Source organism: Streptomyces sp. NPDC031340, from assembly GCF_055569945.1.
Genome location: NZ_JBVIIE010000024.1, coordinates 53,056 through 68,173, shown reverse-complemented (window position 1 = coordinate 68,173; position 15,118 = coordinate 53,056). Strand labels below are relative to the sequence as shown.

18 protein-coding genes are annotated in these 15,118 nt (G+C 74.1%); 11 read left to right on the top strand and 7 right to left on the bottom strand.

The genetic code is table 11. From position 1 onward, the window contains the following. Positions 1-2: 2 nt before the first annotated feature. Positions 3-473, bottom strand: a complete 471-nt coding sequence (locus tag ACZ5GT_RS20245; RefSeq protein WP_469026094.1) for a winged helix-turn-helix transcriptional regulator — start codon at positions 471-473, stop codon at positions 3-5. A 193-nt stretch (positions 474-666) separates the two neighbouring features. Between ACZ5GT_RS20245 and ACZ5GT_RS20240 the strand changes: the two genes are divergently transcribed. Then, complete coding sequence (locus ACZ5GT_RS20240; protein ID WP_469026087.1) at positions 667-1,836, top strand: thiolase family protein; 1,170 nt, start codon at positions 667-669, stop codon at positions 1,834-1,836. A 130-nt stretch (positions 1,837-1,966) separates the two neighbouring features. Here ACZ5GT_RS20240 and ACZ5GT_RS20235 read toward each other — a convergent pair whose 3' ends face one another. Beyond that, on the bottom strand, positions 1,967-2,743 hold the full coding sequence (locus ACZ5GT_RS20235; RefSeq protein ID WP_469026081.1) for a TVP38/TMEM64 family protein: 777 nt from the start codon (positions 2,741-2,743) through the stop codon (positions 1,967-1,969). A 413-nt stretch (positions 2,744-3,156) separates the two neighbouring features. Between ACZ5GT_RS20235 and tuf the strand changes: the two genes are divergently transcribed. Continuing rightward, positions 3,157-4,338, top strand: coding sequence for an elongation factor Tu (gene tuf, locus ACZ5GT_RS20230; protein ID WP_469026076.1), 1,182 nt, complete (start codon positions 3,157-3,159; stop codon positions 4,336-4,338). A 136-nt stretch (positions 4,339-4,474) separates the two neighbouring features. Further along, positions 4,475-5,320: a spermidine synthase gene (locus tag ACZ5GT_RS20225; RefSeq protein ID WP_469026072.1), complete on the top strand. Its 846-nt coding sequence runs from the start codon at positions 4,475-4,477 to the stop codon at positions 5,318-5,320. A gap of 46 nt (positions 5,321-5,366) precedes the next feature. Here the strand turns inward: ACZ5GT_RS20225 and ACZ5GT_RS20220 are convergent, their stop codons facing one another. Continuing rightward, positions 5,367-6,377, bottom strand: coding sequence for a DUF8017 domain-containing protein (locus ACZ5GT_RS20220; RefSeq protein WP_469026066.1), 1,011 nt, complete (start codon positions 6,375-6,377; stop codon positions 5,367-5,369). Positions 6,378-6,541: 164 nt separating this feature from the next. On the opposite strand from ACZ5GT_RS20220, the gene ACZ5GT_RS20215 reads away from it, so the two are divergent. Next, positions 6,542-6,979 carry a DUF4442 domain-containing protein gene (locus tag ACZ5GT_RS20215; protein WP_398283750.1) on the top strand — a complete coding sequence of 146 codons (438 nt, stop codon included), beginning with the start codon at positions 6,542-6,544 and terminating at the stop codon, positions 6,977-6,979. 204 nt (positions 6,980-7,183) lie between these two features. Then, positions 7,184-7,840 (top strand): DedA family protein, encoded by a 657-nt coding sequence (locus ACZ5GT_RS20210; protein ID WP_469026061.1) that lies wholly within the window; start codon positions 7,184-7,186, stop codon positions 7,838-7,840. Positions 7,841-7,898: 58 nt separating this feature from the next. On the opposite strand, the gene ACZ5GT_RS20205 is transcribed toward ACZ5GT_RS20210, so the two are convergent. Continuing rightward, a complete protein-coding gene (locus tag ACZ5GT_RS20205) occupies positions 7,899-8,432 on the bottom strand; it encodes a gamma carbonic anhydrase family protein (protein ID WP_469026054.1) in 534 nt (177 codons plus the stop codon). Positions 8,433-8,540: 108 nt separating this feature from the next. Between ACZ5GT_RS20205 and ACZ5GT_RS20200 the strand changes: the two genes are divergently transcribed. After that, a complete protein-coding gene (locus tag ACZ5GT_RS20200; RefSeq protein ID WP_469026048.1) occupies positions 8,541-9,305 on the top strand; it encodes an acyltransferase in 765 nt (254 codons plus the stop codon). A gap of 66 nt (positions 9,306-9,371) precedes the next feature. On the opposite strand, the gene ACZ5GT_RS20195 is transcribed toward ACZ5GT_RS20200, so the two are convergent. After that, the gene (locus tag ACZ5GT_RS20195; protein ID WP_469026040.1) at positions 9,372-10,229 is read right to left on the bottom strand and encodes an EamA family transporter; all 858 of its coding nucleotides are present in this window, start codon (positions 10,227-10,229) and stop codon (positions 9,372-9,374) included. A gap of 131 nt (positions 10,230-10,360) precedes the next feature. Here ACZ5GT_RS20195 and ACZ5GT_RS20190 point away from each other — a divergent pair, with 131 nt between their 5' ends. Then, complete coding sequence (locus tag ACZ5GT_RS20190; RefSeq protein WP_469026036.1) at positions 10,361-10,933, top strand: XRE family transcriptional regulator; 573 nt, start codon at positions 10,361-10,363, stop codon at positions 10,931-10,933. A gap of 50 nt (positions 10,934-10,983) precedes the next feature. Continuing rightward, positions 10,984-11,541 (top strand): YbaK/EbsC family protein, encoded by a 558-nt coding sequence (locus tag ACZ5GT_RS20185; RefSeq protein ID WP_469026032.1) that lies wholly within the window; start codon positions 10,984-10,986, stop codon positions 11,539-11,541. A 9-nt stretch (positions 11,542-11,550) separates the two neighbouring features. Here ACZ5GT_RS20185 and ACZ5GT_RS20180 read toward each other — a convergent pair whose 3' ends face one another. Beyond that, positions 11,551-12,648: a cation diffusion facilitator family transporter gene (locus ACZ5GT_RS20180; protein ID WP_469026029.1), complete on the bottom strand. Its 1,098-nt coding sequence runs from the start codon at positions 12,646-12,648 to the stop codon at positions 11,551-11,553. A 61-nt stretch (positions 12,649-12,709) separates the two neighbouring features. Here ACZ5GT_RS20180 and ACZ5GT_RS20175 point away from each other — a divergent pair, with 61 nt between their 5' ends. Further along, the gene (locus ACZ5GT_RS20175) at positions 12,710-13,069 is read left to right on the top strand and encodes an ArsR/SmtB family transcription factor (protein WP_469026026.1); all 360 of its coding nucleotides are present in this window, start codon (positions 12,710-12,712) and stop codon (positions 13,067-13,069) included. Positions 13,070-13,112: 43 nt separating this feature from the next. Here ACZ5GT_RS20175 and ACZ5GT_RS20170 read toward each other — a convergent pair whose 3' ends face one another. After that, entirely contained in the window at positions 13,113-13,520 is a 408-nt protein-coding gene (locus ACZ5GT_RS20170) for a CoA-binding protein (protein ID WP_469026023.1), read from the bottom strand. Between the two features lie 216 nt (positions 13,521-13,736). Between ACZ5GT_RS20170 and ACZ5GT_RS20165 the strand changes: the two genes are divergently transcribed. Further along, positions 13,737-14,495, top strand: a complete 759-nt coding sequence (locus tag ACZ5GT_RS20165; protein ID WP_469026020.1) for a hypothetical protein — start codon at positions 13,737-13,739, stop codon at positions 14,493-14,495. Then, positions 14,492-15,058, top strand: coding sequence for a SixA phosphatase family protein (locus tag ACZ5GT_RS20160; RefSeq protein ID WP_469026016.1), 567 nt, complete (start codon positions 14,492-14,494; stop codon positions 15,056-15,058). The genes ACZ5GT_RS20165 and ACZ5GT_RS20160 overlap by 4 nt, the downstream gene beginning before the upstream one ends. Positions 15,059-15,118: the final 60 nt, after the last annotated feature.

The following is a 15,118-nucleotide window of genomic DNA, read 5'->3' as shown; positions in this document are numbered from 1 at the left end:
GCTCAGGCCGCGGACGGGCCCGCCACCGTCCAGCCGGGCGCCTGCGGGTGGGCGGTGAGGTCCTCGTGGCGCACCGTCTCGCCGCAGGACCGGCAGGTGACGACCGGGATCAGCTCGTCACCGCAGACGTGTTCGAGCACCATGGGGCGGTCGCCGTCCTGGCGGAGGTGGCGGTCGCCCCACGCCATGAGGGTCATCAGCACCGGCTCCAGGTCGATCCCCGCCTGGGTGGGCACGTACTCGAAACGCTGCGGCCGCTCGCTGTAGACGCGCTTGGCGAGGATCCCGGCGTCGACGAGCCGGCGCAGCCGGGTGGCCAGGACGTCGCGCGGGGCGCCGATGTTGCGCACCAGCTGGTCGAACCGGCCGTTGCCCAGGCAGACCTCCCGCAGGACCAGCAGGGAGTACTTCTCGCCGACCAGCGCCAGGGCGTCGGCGATGGAGCAGGGGCGCGGGTCTTTGGTGGCGGCCATGGCCTCCAGTCTAAGTGCGGCGAGATCAGGGTTGGGATTTCGAACTCACAGGGTTTGTTTTTCCAACCCTACTGGCTATGGTGAGTCCGGATTTCCTACTCACAGGTAACCGCTCAGGCGGCCGGACAGGTGGCCGGACAGCTGAGCACTCAGGTGACCGCACAGGTGACCGCTCCGAACGGAGGCCCGCAGCATGCGTGACGCAGTCATCGTCGAAGCCGTACGCACCCCCATCGGCAAGGGCAAGCCCAACGGCGCCCTCGCGCACGTCCACCCCGTGGAGCTCCTCGCCCACACCCTGCGCACCCTCGTCGAACGCTCGGGCGTCGACCCGGCGCTGATCGACGACGTGATCGGCGGCGCCGTCGACCAGGTCGGCGAACAGGCCATGAACACCACCCGCTACGCCGCCCTGTCGGCGGGCCTGCCGGAGTCGGTCCCGGCGACCACGGTGGACCGCCAGTGCGGTTCCTCCCAGCAGGCCGTGCACTTCGCCGCCCAGGGCGTGATCTCCGGCGCGTACGACATCGCCGTCGCCTGCGGCGTCGAGTCGATGAGCCGCGTGCCGATGTGGTCCAACGTGCCGCCCGGCAAGGACCCCTTCGGCCCGGGCGTCGCCGGGCGCTACCCGGAGGGGCTGGTCCCGCAGGGCATCAGCGCCGAACTCATCGCCGCCAAGTGGTCGCTCACGCGCGAGCAGATGGACGCCTTCGCGGTGTCCTCGCACCGGAAGGCCGCCGCGGCCTGGGCCGCGGGCCTCTTCGACGCCGAGGTCGCACCGCTGGACGGCGTCGCCCGCGACGAGTGCGTACGCCCGGACAGCACCCCGGAGATCCTCGCCGGCCTCAAGCCCGCCTACTACGACCCGGCCTTCGCCGAGCGCTTCCCGCAGATCGAGTGGAACGTCACCGCGGGCAACGCCAGCCCGGTCAACGACGGCGCCTCCGCGGTGCTCGTCACCTCCGGCGAGACCGCCGCCCGCCTCGGCCTGCGCCCGCTCGCCCGTCTGCACAGCTTCGCCGTCACCGGATCCGATCCGCTGCTGATGCTCACCGGAGTCGTGCCCGCCACGGAGAAGGTGCTGCGCAGGGCCGGCCTGACCCTCGACGACATCGACCTGTTCGAGGTCAACGAGGCGTTCTCCAGTGTGGTCCTGGCCTGGCAGCAGGAGACCGGCGCCGACCTCGGCAAGGTCAACGTGCACGGCGGCGCCATCGCCCTCGGGCATCCGCTCGGCGCGAGCGGCACCCGGCTGACGACCACTCTCGTGCACGCGATGCGTGAACGCGGCGCCCGCTACGCCCTGCAGACCATGTGCGAGGCGGGCGGCCTCGCCAACGCGATGATCCTGGAAGCGGTCTGACCGCTCCGCCGGGCGTGCCGCGTCGTGCCGTCGGTCGGCTGCGGCGCCGTCGTGGCGGGTCGCGCGGTTCCCCGCGCCCCTCGGGGCGCTGCCCGGCCGCGGCGGACTTCGCTCGGCCCGCCCCGGCCGTTCAGCGGCGCCGCAGGTGGTGCCGCTTGCGCCAGGCCACCGTCGCGCCCAGCAGGGCGGGCGCGGCGATGCACGCCATGGCGATCAGGAAGGCGGGGGACGTCGGCGCAGAGGCGCGGGCGCCGGCGACGGCGTACGCGGCGGTGTTCGGGACCGAGCCGAGCGCCGTCGCGAGGAGGAAGGAGAACCAGCCCATGCGGGAGACGGCGGCGCAGTAGTTCGCGGCCCAGAACGGCACGCCCGGGAACAGCCGCGCCGCCATCATCGAGCGGAAGCCGTGCCGGCTCAGCTGCCCGTCCGCCGCCAGCAGCAGCCGGCCGCGCAGCAGCGGGCGCAGCGCGTCCTGCCCGAGCACCCGGCCGAGGCCGAAGGCCATTCCGGCGCCGAGCACGGTGCCCGTCAGCGCCGTGCCGAGGCCCAGTCCGGAACCGAAGAGCGCGCCCGCGGCGAGGTTCAGCAGCGGCCGCGGCACGAACGCGACCGTGCACAGCCCGTACGCCACCGCGAACACCACGGCCGCCGCGGTCCCGCCGAGCTGCGGCGGCCAGCCGTGCGTCAGCACTCTCTGCGGCTCGAACAGCAGCACGCAGGACGCGGCCGCCGCGAGCAGGGCGACCAGCAGGGACAGCCGCGACCACGGCGACAGCAGCACGCGTGCGCGGAGGGTCGCCGGTCGTCCCGGTACCGCGGGGAAGGCGACGGGGACGGCGAGTTCCGCGGTGGCGGCCCGGGGAGAGGCCGTGGCCGTGCCCCCAGAGCGGGTGGTGGCATCGAGCATCCGGTGACAGTAACCGACACACGGGTGTGATCGCCGTATGGTCCGTCTCATGTACGTCGTGCGCGTGGGTGTCCGCGCACGGCCGCGTCGCGCGTGTGGGCGTCCGGGCACGGCGGGCGCGGTGCCTGCCGCCGCGGGAAAACCGTTCGACGCCGGGCGGCGCGTCGGCGATGATCGGCCTCATGTTCCGGCACGCCTTCACCCTCGCAGCATCCGCAGCCGCGGATGCGCCGAAGGCTGCCGCCGTTCTCCCGCCGGCCGCCTTCGACGGCGCACGAAGCTGACCCTCTCCGGATCGTCCGGCGGACCCCGCAGGGGGAGGGTCGGCACCTTCTCGGGGTCCCCGTCCCGGCCGGCGTCCGAACCGGCCGGGGCCATCGCTCAGCAGCACTGAGAGGCTTCGAGGTACCGCCATGCCCAAGACGGCGTACGTGCGCACCAAACCGCACCTGAACATCGGCACGATGGGCCACGTCGACCACGGCAAGACCACCCTGACCGCCGCCATCACCAAGGTGCTGGCCGAGCGCGGCACCGGCACGTTCGTGCCGTTCGACCGCATCGACCGCGCCCCGGAGGAGGCCGCCCGCGGCATCACCATCAACATCGCGCACGTCGAGTACGAGACCGACACCCGGCACTACGCGCACGTGGACATGCCGGGCCATGCCGACTACGTCAAGAACATGGTCACCGGGGCCGCGCAGCTCGACGGGGCGATCCTCGTCGTCTCCGCGCTCGACGGGATCATGCCGCAGACCGCCGAGCACGTCCTGCTCGCCCGGCAGGTGGGCGTGAACCACATCGTCGTCGCCCTGAACAAGGCCGACGCCGTCGACGACGGCGAGGACGCGGAGCTCATCGACCTGGTCGAGCTGGAGGTCCGCGACCTGCTCACCCAGCACGGCTACGGCGGCGACGCGGTGCCGGTCGTCCGGGTCTCCGGGCTGAAGGCCCTGGAAGGGGACCCGAAGTGGACGGCGGCCGTGGAGGCGCTGCTCGACGCCGTGGACACATACGTGCCGATGCCCGAGCGGTACCTGGACGCGCCGTTCCTGCTGCCCGTCGAGAACGTGCTCACCATCACCGGCCGGGGCACCGTGGTGACCGGCGCGGTGGAGCGCGGCACCGTGCGCGTCGGCGACCGGGTCGAGGTGCTCGGCGCCGGGCTGGAGACGGTCGTCACCGGCCTGGAGACCTTCGGCAAGCCCATGCGGGAGGCGCAGGCGGGGGACAACGTGGCGCTGCTGCTGCGCGGGGTGCCGCGCGACGCGGTGCGGCGCGGGCACGTGGTGGCCGCGCCGGGGAGCGTGCTTCCCCGGCGGCGCTTCACGGCGCAGGTGTACGTGCTGTCGGCGCGCGAGGGCGGTCGCAGCACACCGGTGTCGACGGGGTACCGCCCGCAGTTCTACATCCGGACGGCGGACGTGGTCGGTGACGTCGACCTCGGCGAGGCGGCCCTCGCACGGCCCGGGGAGAAGGTCACCATGACCGTCGAGCTGGGGCGCGAGGTACCCCTGGAGCCGGGGCTCGGGTTCGCGATCCGCGAGGGTGGACGGACCGTGGGGGCGGGCACCGTGACAGCCGTCGGCTGACGGCGACCGATCCGGGCGGGGGACCGGGAGACCGGGGGACCGGGGGACCACGGGGCCGCAGGACCGCGGGGGCGGTGCGCCGGCCCCGCGACTCCCCGGGTCCCTCGCCGCCCTCGCCCGCCCGCACAATGGACCGGTGAGCGAATCCATACCCGTCACCCGGACCACCGACCACGGCACCGCCAAGCTGATGCCCGACGTCGACCGGAGGCGGGCCTGGCTGCTGACGGTCGACGGGGCGCCGCAGTCGTACGTCGACCTGGACGAGCCGGAGCACCTGGAGTTCGAGTACGCCAGGCGGCTCGGGCACGTCCTCGACATCGTCGCGGAGCCGGGCCGCCCGCTGGACGTGGTCCACCTCGGCGGCGGAGCGCTCACCCTGCCCCGCTACGTGGCCGCGACCCGGCCCGGCTCCCGGCAGGACGTCGTCGAGGCGGACCGCGGTCTGCTGGAACTGGTCGCCGAGCACCTGCCGCTGCCCGAGGGCGCGGGCGTCGCGCTGCACGCCGCCGACGCCCGCGCCTGGCTGGAGGCCGCCCCCGACGACTGCGCCGACGTGCTGGTCGCCGACGTGTTCGGCGGCTCCCGGATCCCGGCCCACCTCACCACGGCCGACTACGTCCGGCAGGCCGCACGGGTGCTGCGCGCGGACGGCGTGTACCTCGCCAACCTCGCCGACTCCGCGCCCTTCGCCTTCCTGCGCTCCCAACTCGCCACTTGCGCGACCGAGTTCGAAGAGCTGGTGCTGATCGCCGAGCCGGCCGTGCTGCGCGGCCGGCGCTTCGGCAACGCGGTGGTCGTCGCCGCGCATCGCCCGGTCGACACGGCCGCCCTGACCCGGCTCACGGCCGCCGACGCCTTCCCCGCCCGCGTCGAACACGGCGCGGGGCTGAGGGACTTCACCGGCGACGCGCGGCCGGTGCGGGACGCGGACGCCGTACCGTCCCCCGAGCCCCCCGACGGCGCGTTCGGCATCGGCTGACCTGGCGTCACCCCGCCGTGAGGCCGTCACCCTTCCGTCGGGTGCGTCACCCTTCCGTCGGGTCGCCGTGCAGGCGCACGGTGCTGAGGATCTTCATGACCGTCTTGTCGGGGACCTCGTCCTTGACGCCCTTGGCCCCGTAGAAGGTCCAGGACACGAAGTCGCCCGCCGAGTTCTTGAAGGCGAACGTGGTGGCCTTGCCGTCGGAGTCGCACTTGCCCTTCTTCGCGACGCCCGTCGAATACGACGTGGCGACGCTGCCCTTGACGCCCGACGCCGTCGTGTAGTCCTCCGGCTTGCCGATGGTGAGGAGCTTCTTGGCGGCGTCCGACTGGTCGGTGTAGCCGCCGAACACCCACCAGGCCGAGTCGTTGCGCGCCACGTCGGAGGTGTTCTTGGCGCCGTCCTGGCCCTTCGTGCCGGCCGCCGCCAGCGCCGTGTCGTCGGTGCGCCCGTCCTTGTCGGCGTCGGAGGAGCACCACTTCTCCTTGAGGTATGCGGGCGCCGACATGCCGATGAGGACGGAACCGTCGCCCTTCTTCTCGTCCTCGAACCCGATGAAGGTGCCGGGCGACTCGACCGCCCAGTCGGCCGGCACGTCGAAGGCGGTGCCCCACTTGGGGTTCACGACGACCTTCCAGCCGGGAATCGTCGCCTTCTCGGTCTCGCCGCCGCGCGGGTTGTCGTCCGTGCCCGTCGCGGACTCGCTCGGGGCGGTGGTGGGCGACTGACTCGCCGTCTGCTTGTCCTTGCCGCCGTCCGCCGTGTCGTCCTCGTTCCCGCCGAGGACCAGGAAACCGGTGACGCCGGCCGTCACGACCACGGCCGTGGCCGCCAGGATCGCGACCAGTTTCGTCCGGCTGCCTCCGCCTCCGGGCGGCTGGGGCGTGCCGACCGAGGTGGGCGCGCCCCACTGCGGTTGCTGCGCATAGGGATTGGGCTGCTGGAAACCGGGCTGCTGATACGGATTCGGCTGCTGGTACCCCGGCTGCTGGTAGGGGTTGTTCTGTGCGTGCGGGTTCTGCTCGCCCCCGGGCGGCTGCTGTCCTGGCCACATGGGCGTTCACCCTAGTGCCGCCCGCGACCCGGTGTGGCCCCCCGGATTCGTCAGGGCGGTGGCACATCGGCAATCCGGGTCCGGGCGCCCCGTGGACGGGAGCGGCAGGGACCTGGCCAGCGCAGGCTACTCATGGGTAACCTTTGGGTATGAGCGCAGATCAGATGTCGATCGGCGAGTTGCTCGCCGCGACGGTGCCGATGGTTCGCACCCTGAACCTGGAGTACCTCGAGACCACGCCGGAGAAGGCCGTGCTGGCCCTCCCGGACCAGAGCGAGTACCGCAACCACGTCGGCGGGCCGCACGCGGGCGCGATGTTCACGCTGGGCGAGTCGGCCAGCGGCGCCGTCGTCCTGGCCGCGTTCGGCGACCAGCTCGCGCGGGCCGTCCCGCTCCCGGTGCACGCCGAGATCGCGTTCAAGAAGATCGCCCTCGGTCCCGTCACCGCGACCGCGACCCTGGGCCGCCCGGTCGCCGACGTCGTCGCCGAACTCGACGCGGGCACCCGCCCGGAGTTCCCGGTGAGCGTCGCCATCCAGCGCCAGGACGGCGCCGTCACCGGCGAGATGACGGTGCTCTGGACCCTGCGCCCCAACGGCTGACCCCCGCTCGCCGCCGGCGCGCCCGGATCGCGTCGTGTCCCGTGATCCGATCCGGGCCTGGTGCGACTCCGGCCGGGCGTGGCCGCCAGGACGTCGTTGCCGGGTGCCGACCCGGTAGGCTTCCCGGGTACGCCCCGCGCGGCGCACGGGGAAGCGCGGGGGGCGCGGAAGCGCGAACAGAGTCACGAACGGGAGGGACCGGCGGTGCACGTCCAGGAGTGGCTCGACACGGTGCCCGCGGCGGCCGTCTACGCCGTGGTGGGGCTGGTCATCGGTCTGGAGAGCCTGGGGATCCCGCTGCCCGGCGAGATCATCCTGGTCTCGGCGGCACTGCTGTCCTCCCAGCACGCCGGCGTCAACCCGGTGATCCTCGGCGCGTGCGCCAGCCTCGGCGCCATCGTCGGCGACTCCATCGGCTACGCCATCGGCCGCAAGGGCGGGCGGCCCCTGCTGGCGTGGCTCGGCCGGAAGTTCCCCCGGCACTTCAGCGAGGGGCACGTCGCCACCGCGGAGCGGTCCTTCGAGAGGTGGGGCATGTGGGCGGTCTTCTTCGGCCGCTTCGTCGCCCTGCTGCGCATCTTCGCCGGCCCGCTGGCGGGCGTGCTGCGGATGCCGTACTGGAAGTTCCTGATCGCCAACGTCCTCGGCGGCATCCTCTGGGCGGGCGGTACGACCGCCGTCATCTACTACGTGGGCGTGGTCGCGGAGTCCTGGCTGAAGCGCTTCTCGTGGCTGGGCCTGGTCGCGGCGGTGCTGATCGGCCTGACCTCGATGCTCGTCCTCAAGCGCAAGGCGAAGAAGGCGACGGCGCACAGCGAGCCGGCCGACACGGAAGCGGAACCCGTCCCGGCCGTCGACTGACGGCCCGCGGACCCACGGCCCTCCGGGGCGCGGGCCCACGGCTCTTCAGTGCTCGGACCTACGGCTTGTCGTGCACCTCTCGGTGCGCCGCCGCCAGGTCCGCGTACAGCGTCCCGTTGAGGGTGACGCCCGCTCGCTCCTCCTCGGTCAGCGGGCGCCTGACCTTCGCCGGCACCCCCGCGACGAGGGAACCCGGCGGCACCCGCATCCCCTGCGGCACCAGCGCCTGCGCGGCGACCAGCGAGCCCTCCCCGATCACCGCGCCGTTGAGCACCGTCGCGCCCATCCCGATCAGGCAGTCGTCACCGACGGTCGCCCCGTGCACCACGGCGTTGTGCCCGACCGACACCCGCTGCCCGATGGTGACCGGGAAACCCGGGTCGGCGTGGAGCGTGCAGTTGTCCTGGACGTTGCTGCGCGCCCCGACGGAGATCCGCTCGACGTCGCCGCGCGCGACCGCGCCGTACCAGAGGCTCGCCCCGGCCTCCAGGGTCACGTCGCCGATCACCGACGCGGTGGGCGCTACGAACGCCTCCGGGTCGATCTTCGGTTCCCGGCCGCCGATGCCCGTGACCAACGCCTTGTGCGTCATCGCCCTCTCCTCGTCGTCGGATGCCCCCGCACGCTACGCCATCCGGTGGGGTGAAGATCACAGGGCCTCGGCCTCTTGAAGGCTCGCCGCGCTGAGTACCGTGACCCCGTGCCGATGCGCAAGAACACGTTCTCATCATGGCGGCGCCGACTGGCGCAGCGCGCCGTTCATGCGGGCTGGGCCTGGGTGCAGCGCACCGGCTCGGTCACCGCGCAGCACCCGGGACGGTTCCGCTTCGGGGCGATCGGGACCGGCACCAGACTGGCCTTCCCGCTCGGCACGGTCTTCGGCGAACCCTGGATCCACCTGGGCGCCCACTGCATCGTCGGCGAACAGGTCACCCTCACCGCGGGGCTGATGCCCGACCTCGACCTCGGTCCCGAGCCGATCCTGCGGATAGGCGACGGCGTCGTCCTGGGCCGCGGCAGCCACGTCATCGCGGACACCACGGTCACCATCGGCAGCGACTGCTACTTCGGGCCGTACGTGTACGTGACGTCCACCAACCACTCCTACGACGATCCCCACCAGCCCATCGGCAAGCAGTGGCCCCGGATGGAGCCGGTGGAGATCGGCGCGGGCTGCTGGATCGGCACCGGCGCGGTGATCCTGCCCGGCGCCCGGATCGGGCGGAACGTGGTGGTCGCCGCGGGCGCGGTGGTCCGGGGCGTGGTGCCCGACCACGCGGTGGTCGCCGGGGCGCCCGCGCGGGTGGTGCGGCGCTGGACGGCCGCCGACGGCTGGCAGCCGCCGCTGCGGACGCCCCCGCCGGTGCCGATCCCCGACGGGGTCACGCCGGAACAGCTGCTGGCGCTGTCGGAGTTGGACGAGGAGACGGCCGCGAGACTGGCGCAGTTGGACGCGGAGTCCTGACTTCCCGACTCAGCCGGTACGTCCCGACTCAGCCGGTACTTCCCGACTCAGCCGGTACGTCCTGGCTCAGCCGGTCGCCAGCAGCAGGGTGCCCACCAGGGCCAGGCCCGCGCCCGCCGCCTGGATCCGGTGCAGCCGTTCGCTGAGGAAGCCGCGCGCGGCCAGGGCGGTGACCACCGGGTAGAGCGAGGCGAGCACGGCGGCGACGGTGACCGGGCCGTACTGGGCGGCGATCGCGTAGGTGCCGTTCGCCGCGACGTCCGCCAGGCCCACGAAGGCCAGCGCCGGGAGCGAGGCCCACGGGAAACCCTCCGTCGGCAGCGCCGCGCCGCCCCGCCGCACGGAGGCGTACAGCGCGGTGCCGCCGACGGCCACGTTGGTCACCCGCTGCACGAGGAGCGCGAGGAAGAGACCGGTGACGTCGGTCGACGCCTCCGCGATGAGCGCGAACACCGCGCCGAAGCCGAGCGCCGCGACCAGCGTGAGCAGGACGGTCTGCCGCCGCACGGGGGTGCCCCGCCGCTGCGGCCCGCCCGCGAGGACCACGCCGGTGACGGCGACCGCGATGCCCGCGGCCTGGACGAGGCCCGGGCGCTCGCCGAGGCACAGGCCCACGCCGACCGGGACGGCCACGCTCAGGGTGGCCAGCGGGGAGACGACGCCCATCGGGCCCTGGGCGAGGGCCTTGTAGAAGCAGATCATCGCGACCGGCCCCACCAGTCCGGCCGCGAAGGCGAACCACAGCCGCGGCCCGGCCTCGCCCCAGCCCCCGGTGGCCGCCACGATCACGCCGAGCACCGCCGCCGCGACCGTCTGCGAGACGACGACCACCGTGAGCACCGGTGCACGCCGGGTCAGCAACCCGCCGCCGAAGTCGGCAAGGCCCCACAGCAGGCTGGTGGCCAGGGCGAAGAATGCTGTCACGGCTCGCCTCGCAGTACAGTTCGGTGCACGATCGGGTGCACCCCACCGTAGTTCAATGCAATGGACTCTGTCATCCAGGATATTGCCCTGGGGTGTGGTGCTCTCATGGGCCTCGACGAGTTGGACGGAATGTGTCGGACCTCGACCTGCTGACCCAGTCCCTGGCGCGCAACGTCAAGCGCTGGCGCAACGAGCGCGGCTTCACCCTCGACGCGCTGGCCGCCCGCGCCGGGGTCAGCCGCGGCATGCTCATCCAGATCGAGCAGGCGCGCACCAACCCGAGCATCGGCACGGTCGTCAAGATCGGCGACGCGCTCGGCATCAGCATCACCACCCTGCTCGACTACGAGCAGGGCCCCAAGGTCCGGGTCGTCCCCGCCGAGCAGGCCGTGCGGCTGTGGCACACCGACGCGGGCAGCTACAACCGGCTGCTCGCGGGCACCGAGGCCCCCGGCCCGCTGGAGATGTGGGACTGGCGCCTGATGCCGGGCGAGAGCAGCCCGTCCGACCCGCACCCGGCCGGCACGGTCGAACTCGTGCACGTCACGGCCGGCGAGCTGACGCTCACCGTGGACGGCGCCGAACACCGCGTGCCGGCCGGCGCCAGCGCCTCCTTCGAGGCGAACACCCGGCACGTCTACGGCAACACGGGCGACGTCCCGATGGAGATGATCATGGCTGTCTCCGTCCCGCCCGTGCGCTGAGCGGCCCGGGGCCGCCGCTGTTGGCGTGCCGCCGTTGTTAGCGTGCCGCCATGGACGCACCCATCGGACACTTCGACCACGCCGCCCCCGCCCCCGACGCCCTCGGCGAACTGATCGGCCCGGTCGCCGACGCCGTACGCCACTGGAGCGGCAGCGTCCCCGCCGACCGGATCGTCTACGTCGACACCGACCCGCGATGGGCCGACACCGCCGTCTTCGTGGAGCACTACGGCCGGGAACTGCTCCAGCAGTCGGCCAACTGCGTGGTGGTCGCGGGCCGGCGCGGCGGCGACACCACGCTCGCCGCGTGCGTGGTGCTGTCGACCACCCGGGTCGACGTCAACGGCGTGGTGCGCCGCCGGCTCGGCGCCCGCAAGGCGTCGTTCGCGTCGATGGACACGGCCACGGGTGAGACCGGCATGGAGTACGGCGGCATCACCCCGATCGGGCTGCCCGAGGGCTGGCCGGTGCTGGTGGATCCGGCCGTGGCCGAGCTGCCGTACGTGCTGGTCGGCAGTGGGCGGCGGCGCGGCAAGCTGCTGGTGCCGGGCAAGGCGTTCACCGAACTGCCCGGCGCGGTCCTGGCCGAGGGGCTCGGGGTGGCCTGACCTCGCTCCTCAGGCGGTCGCGTGGTGCGCCAGCGGCAGGTGCGGGTCCGCTTCTCCCGGGGCCGGCGCCGGATCCGCGTGCACCAGCGCGGCCGTGAGCCCCGGCACGGCGTGCAGCAGGGCGTGTTCGGCGTCGACCGCGATGCCGTGCGCCTGCCGCAGCGTCGCCTCGCCGTCGACGACCACCGCGACCTCGGCCCGCAGCCGGTGCCCGATCCAGCGCAGCCGCAGCTCACCGACCTCCCGCACGCCGGGGACCGCCCGCAGTGCCTGTTCGGCCCGGTCCACCAGGGCCGGGTCGACGGCGTCCATCACCCGCCGCAGCACCTCGCGGGCCGCGTCCCGCAGCACCAGCACGATCGCGGCCGTGATCGCCAGCCCCACCAGGGGGTCGGCCAGGCGCAGGCCCAGCGCCGAGCCGCCCGCGCCCAGCAGCACGGCCAGCGAGGTGAACCCGTCGGTGCGGGCGTGCAGTCCGTCGGCGACCAGGGCGGCCGAGCCGATCTCGCGGCCGACCCGGATCCGGTACCGGGCCACCCACTCGTTGCCCGCGAAGCCGGCCAGGGCGGCCACCGCGACCGCCGGGACGTGGGTGACCGGGCGCGGGTCGAGGAGCCGGCCGGCCGCCGTCCACGCCGCGAAGGCGGCGGACGCGGCGATGGTCAGCACGATCACGATGCCCGCCAGGTCCTCCGCCCGGCCGTAGCCGTAGGTGAAGCGGCGGGTGGCGGCGCGCCGGCCCAGCACGAACGCGATCCCGAGCGGTACGGCGGTCAGCGCGTCCGCCGTGTTGTGCACCGTGTCGCCCAGCAGCGCCACCGATCCGGACAGCACGACCACGGCCGCCTGGGCCAGCGCCGTCGCGCCGAGAACCGCCAGCGAGACCCACAGGGCCCGCATGCCGCGGGACGAGGACTCCAGCGCGGCGTCGAGCTTGTCCGCGCTCTGGTGGGAGTGCGGGGTGAGCAGGTGGCGCAGGCGGGAACCGGCCCGGTGGTGCTCGTGACGGTCGTGGGCGTGGTGGTGGCCCTGATGATCCTGCGGGTGGTCCTGCGGGTGGTGGTCGTGCGGGTGGTGGTGACGGTGGTGGTCGTGTCGGTCGCTCACGCCGGTCCCCTTCCGTTCCGCGGGAATGGACGCCGGGCGCCCACGGGACCATTATGTGCGTATGAGCGCACGCATGCACCTGTCACCTGCGCATGATGCGCACCCGCGCAACCCGGGCGAGGAGCAGTACGCGCTCGCCGCGGAACTCCTCGCCCTGCTCGGTGACCGCACCCGCCTCGCCCTGCTGCACACCCTGACCACGGGCGAGGCCGACGTCGGCACGCTCACCGAGGCGTGCGGCGCGGCGCGTCCGGCGGTCAGCCAGCACCTGGCGCGGCTGCGGCTCGCGGGACTGGTGGACACCCGTAAGGAAGGCCGCCGGGTGATCTACTCCCTGCGCGACGGCCATCTGCGCCGCCTGGTGGAGGAGGCGCTGAACGTCGCGGACCACCGGCTCGGCGGCCGGCCCCCGCACGACTGAGCGGCGTCGCACAGCCCGCCGGGGTGCGGCGCCGCCGGACCGTTCAGCCCAGGCGCGGGATCTCGATGGCGGGGCAGCGGTCCATCACCATGTCCAGACCGGCGGCGCGGGTGCGGTCGTAGGCCGCCTGGTCGACGACGCCCAGCTGGAACCACACGGCGCGGGCCCCCTTGGCCACCGCCTCGTCGGCCACGGCACCGGCCAGGCCGCTGTTGACGAACACGTCGACCACGTCCACGTCGAACGGGATGTCCGCGAGGGAGGCGTACCCCTGCTCGCCGTGCACCGTCTCCGCCTTGGGGTGGACGGGCACGACGCGCTTGCCGAAGCGCTGCAGTACCTGGGCGACGCCGTACGCGGCCCGCCGCGGGTTCGACGACAGGCCCACCACCGCCCAGGTGTCGCCGAGCTCGGTGAGAATCCTGCGAACCGTCGCCTCGTCGCCGTACACGGCCGGCCTCCTGGTGCCTCGGGGAAGATCTGTCCGGTCGCACAACGGCGCACGATCCCGGGGGATTCCCCGCCCGCCCGGTGCGCCGCTCACCCCCCTCGCTCACCCGAACGGCGCCGCCCCGCACCACCGCCCCGGCCGGACGCCGCGCACCGCGACCGGGCCGAAAGCGCGCGGGAGCCTGCGCCCGGCCGCCCGCCCGCCTACGCTCACCCCGTGCTGCGTATCACCGACGCCCGGACCGGCGAACCCGTCGACGCCACCCCGACCCGGCGGGGACTGACCCGTGTCGTGGCCCACGCACCGGGCCACGACACCACCGCCCTGCGCGTCCTGCTGGTCGCCGACCTGCTGGTGCGAGCCCTGGAACTCGGCGGCACCCCGGTGTGGGGGCTGCTGGCGGGCGAGGGCGATGGGGAGCGGGAGGGCCTGCGGGCCTCGGCGGCGGCGCTGGGCATCCGGCCCTTCGAGGACGGTGCCCACGCGGGCCCGGGCCCGGGCGGGGCCCAGGTCATCCACGTGGCGGCGGCGGAGGAGGAGGGGCCGGCGCCCGACGGCGTCCAGGTCGCCGTCGCCGCCGCGACCGCCGACACCCCGGCAACCGGCACCCCGACCGCCGGCACTCCGGCCACGGACGATCCGTCGGTGCTGCGTCTCGCTCTGCTCTCCCGGCGCCGCACCGAGCCCGCACGGCTCGACGCGGCCGCCCTCACCGACGCCCGCGACACCCTCGCGCGCTGGCGCGGCGCGGTCGCCGCCTGGGCACGCCGGCCGTCCCGGCCGGTCCCCGACGAGGTCCGCGGCCGGCTGCGCGCCGCCTGGGAGAACGACCTGGACCTGCCCGCCGTGCTGGACGTCCTGGCCTGGGTGGAGAGCGATCCGGGCCTGCCGGACGGCGCCCGCTTCGAGACGTACGCCTATGCGGACCGGCTGCTCGGCCTCGACCTCACCCGCGACCTGGGATCCACGGCGTGATCGCGCGCGCCGGAGCGGGCCCGCTGCGCCGCCTGGTCGTCGTGCGGCACGCCAAGTCGGCCTGGCCGGCCGGCGTCCCCGACCACGAGCGTCCGCTGGCGCCCCGCGGCCGCCGGGACGCCCCGGCCGTCGGCCGCGCCCTCGCCGCGGCCGACTGCCTCCCCGACCTCGCCCTGTGCTCGACCGCCGTCCGTGCCCGCCGGACCTGGGAGCTGGCCTCCGCGCAGTGGGGCACGCCGCCGCCCGTGCGCCACGACCCGCGGCTGTACGCCGCCGACGTGCCGGAACTGCTGGAAGCGGTGCGCGAGACGCCTCCCGAGGTCGAGACGCTCCTCCTGATCGGGCACAACCCCGGCCTCGAGGACCTGGTGCTGGAACTCGCCGGGGACGGCCTCGGCGGCACGCTGGAGCGGGTGCGGACCAAGTTCCCGACGTCCGCGATCGCCGTGCTGGCCTGGCACGGCACCGACTGGCAGGCGCTCGCCCCGGGCGTGGCGCTGCTGACCGGGGTGCTCGTGCCGAGGGGAGAGAAGAAGCGCGGCGGGAAGAAGAAGCAGGGCTAGCCTCAAGGCCGTGAGGGAGGTGGCTGCTCGACCCGCTGCGCGGACCGGCCGCCCCAGTGT

What these genes read in the sequence shown, in the direction of transcription:
- ACZ5GT_RS20235 (WP_469026081.1), bottom strand. Translation starts at nt 2,743, where the DNA reads ATGCTCGATGCCACCACCCGCTCTGGGGGCACGGCCACGGCCTCTCCC.
- ACZ5GT_RS20240 (WP_469026087.1), top strand. Translation starts at nt 667, where the DNA reads ATGCGTGACGCAGTCATCGTCGAAGCCGTACGCACCCCCATCGGCAAG.
- ACZ5GT_RS20215 (WP_398283750.1), top strand. Translation starts at nt 6,542, where the DNA reads ATGTCGATCGGCGAGTTGCTCGCCGCGACGGTGCCGATGGTTCGCACC.
- tuf (WP_469026076.1), top strand. Translation starts at nt 3,157, where the DNA reads ATGCCCAAGACGGCGTACGTGCGCACCAAACCGCACCTGAACATCGGC.
- ACZ5GT_RS20185 (WP_469026032.1), top strand. Translation starts at nt 10,984, where the DNA reads ATGGACGCACCCATCGGACACTTCGACCACGCCGCCCCCGCCCCCGAC.
- ACZ5GT_RS20245 (WP_469026094.1), bottom strand. Translation starts at nt 473, where the DNA reads ATGGCCGCCACCAAAGACCCGCGCCCCTGCTCCATCGCCGACGCCCTG.
- ACZ5GT_RS20175 (WP_469026026.1), top strand. Translation starts at nt 12,710, where the DNA reads ATGAGCGCACGCATGCACCTGTCACCTGCGCATGATGCGCACCCGCGC.
- ACZ5GT_RS20205 (WP_469026054.1), bottom strand. Translation starts at nt 8,432, where the DNA reads ATGACGCACAAGGCGTTGGTCACGGGCATCGGCGGCCGGGAACCGAAG.
- ACZ5GT_RS20220 (WP_469026066.1), bottom strand. Translation starts at nt 6,377, where the DNA reads ATGTGGCCAGGACAGCAGCCGCCCGGGGGCGAGCAGAACCCGCACGCA.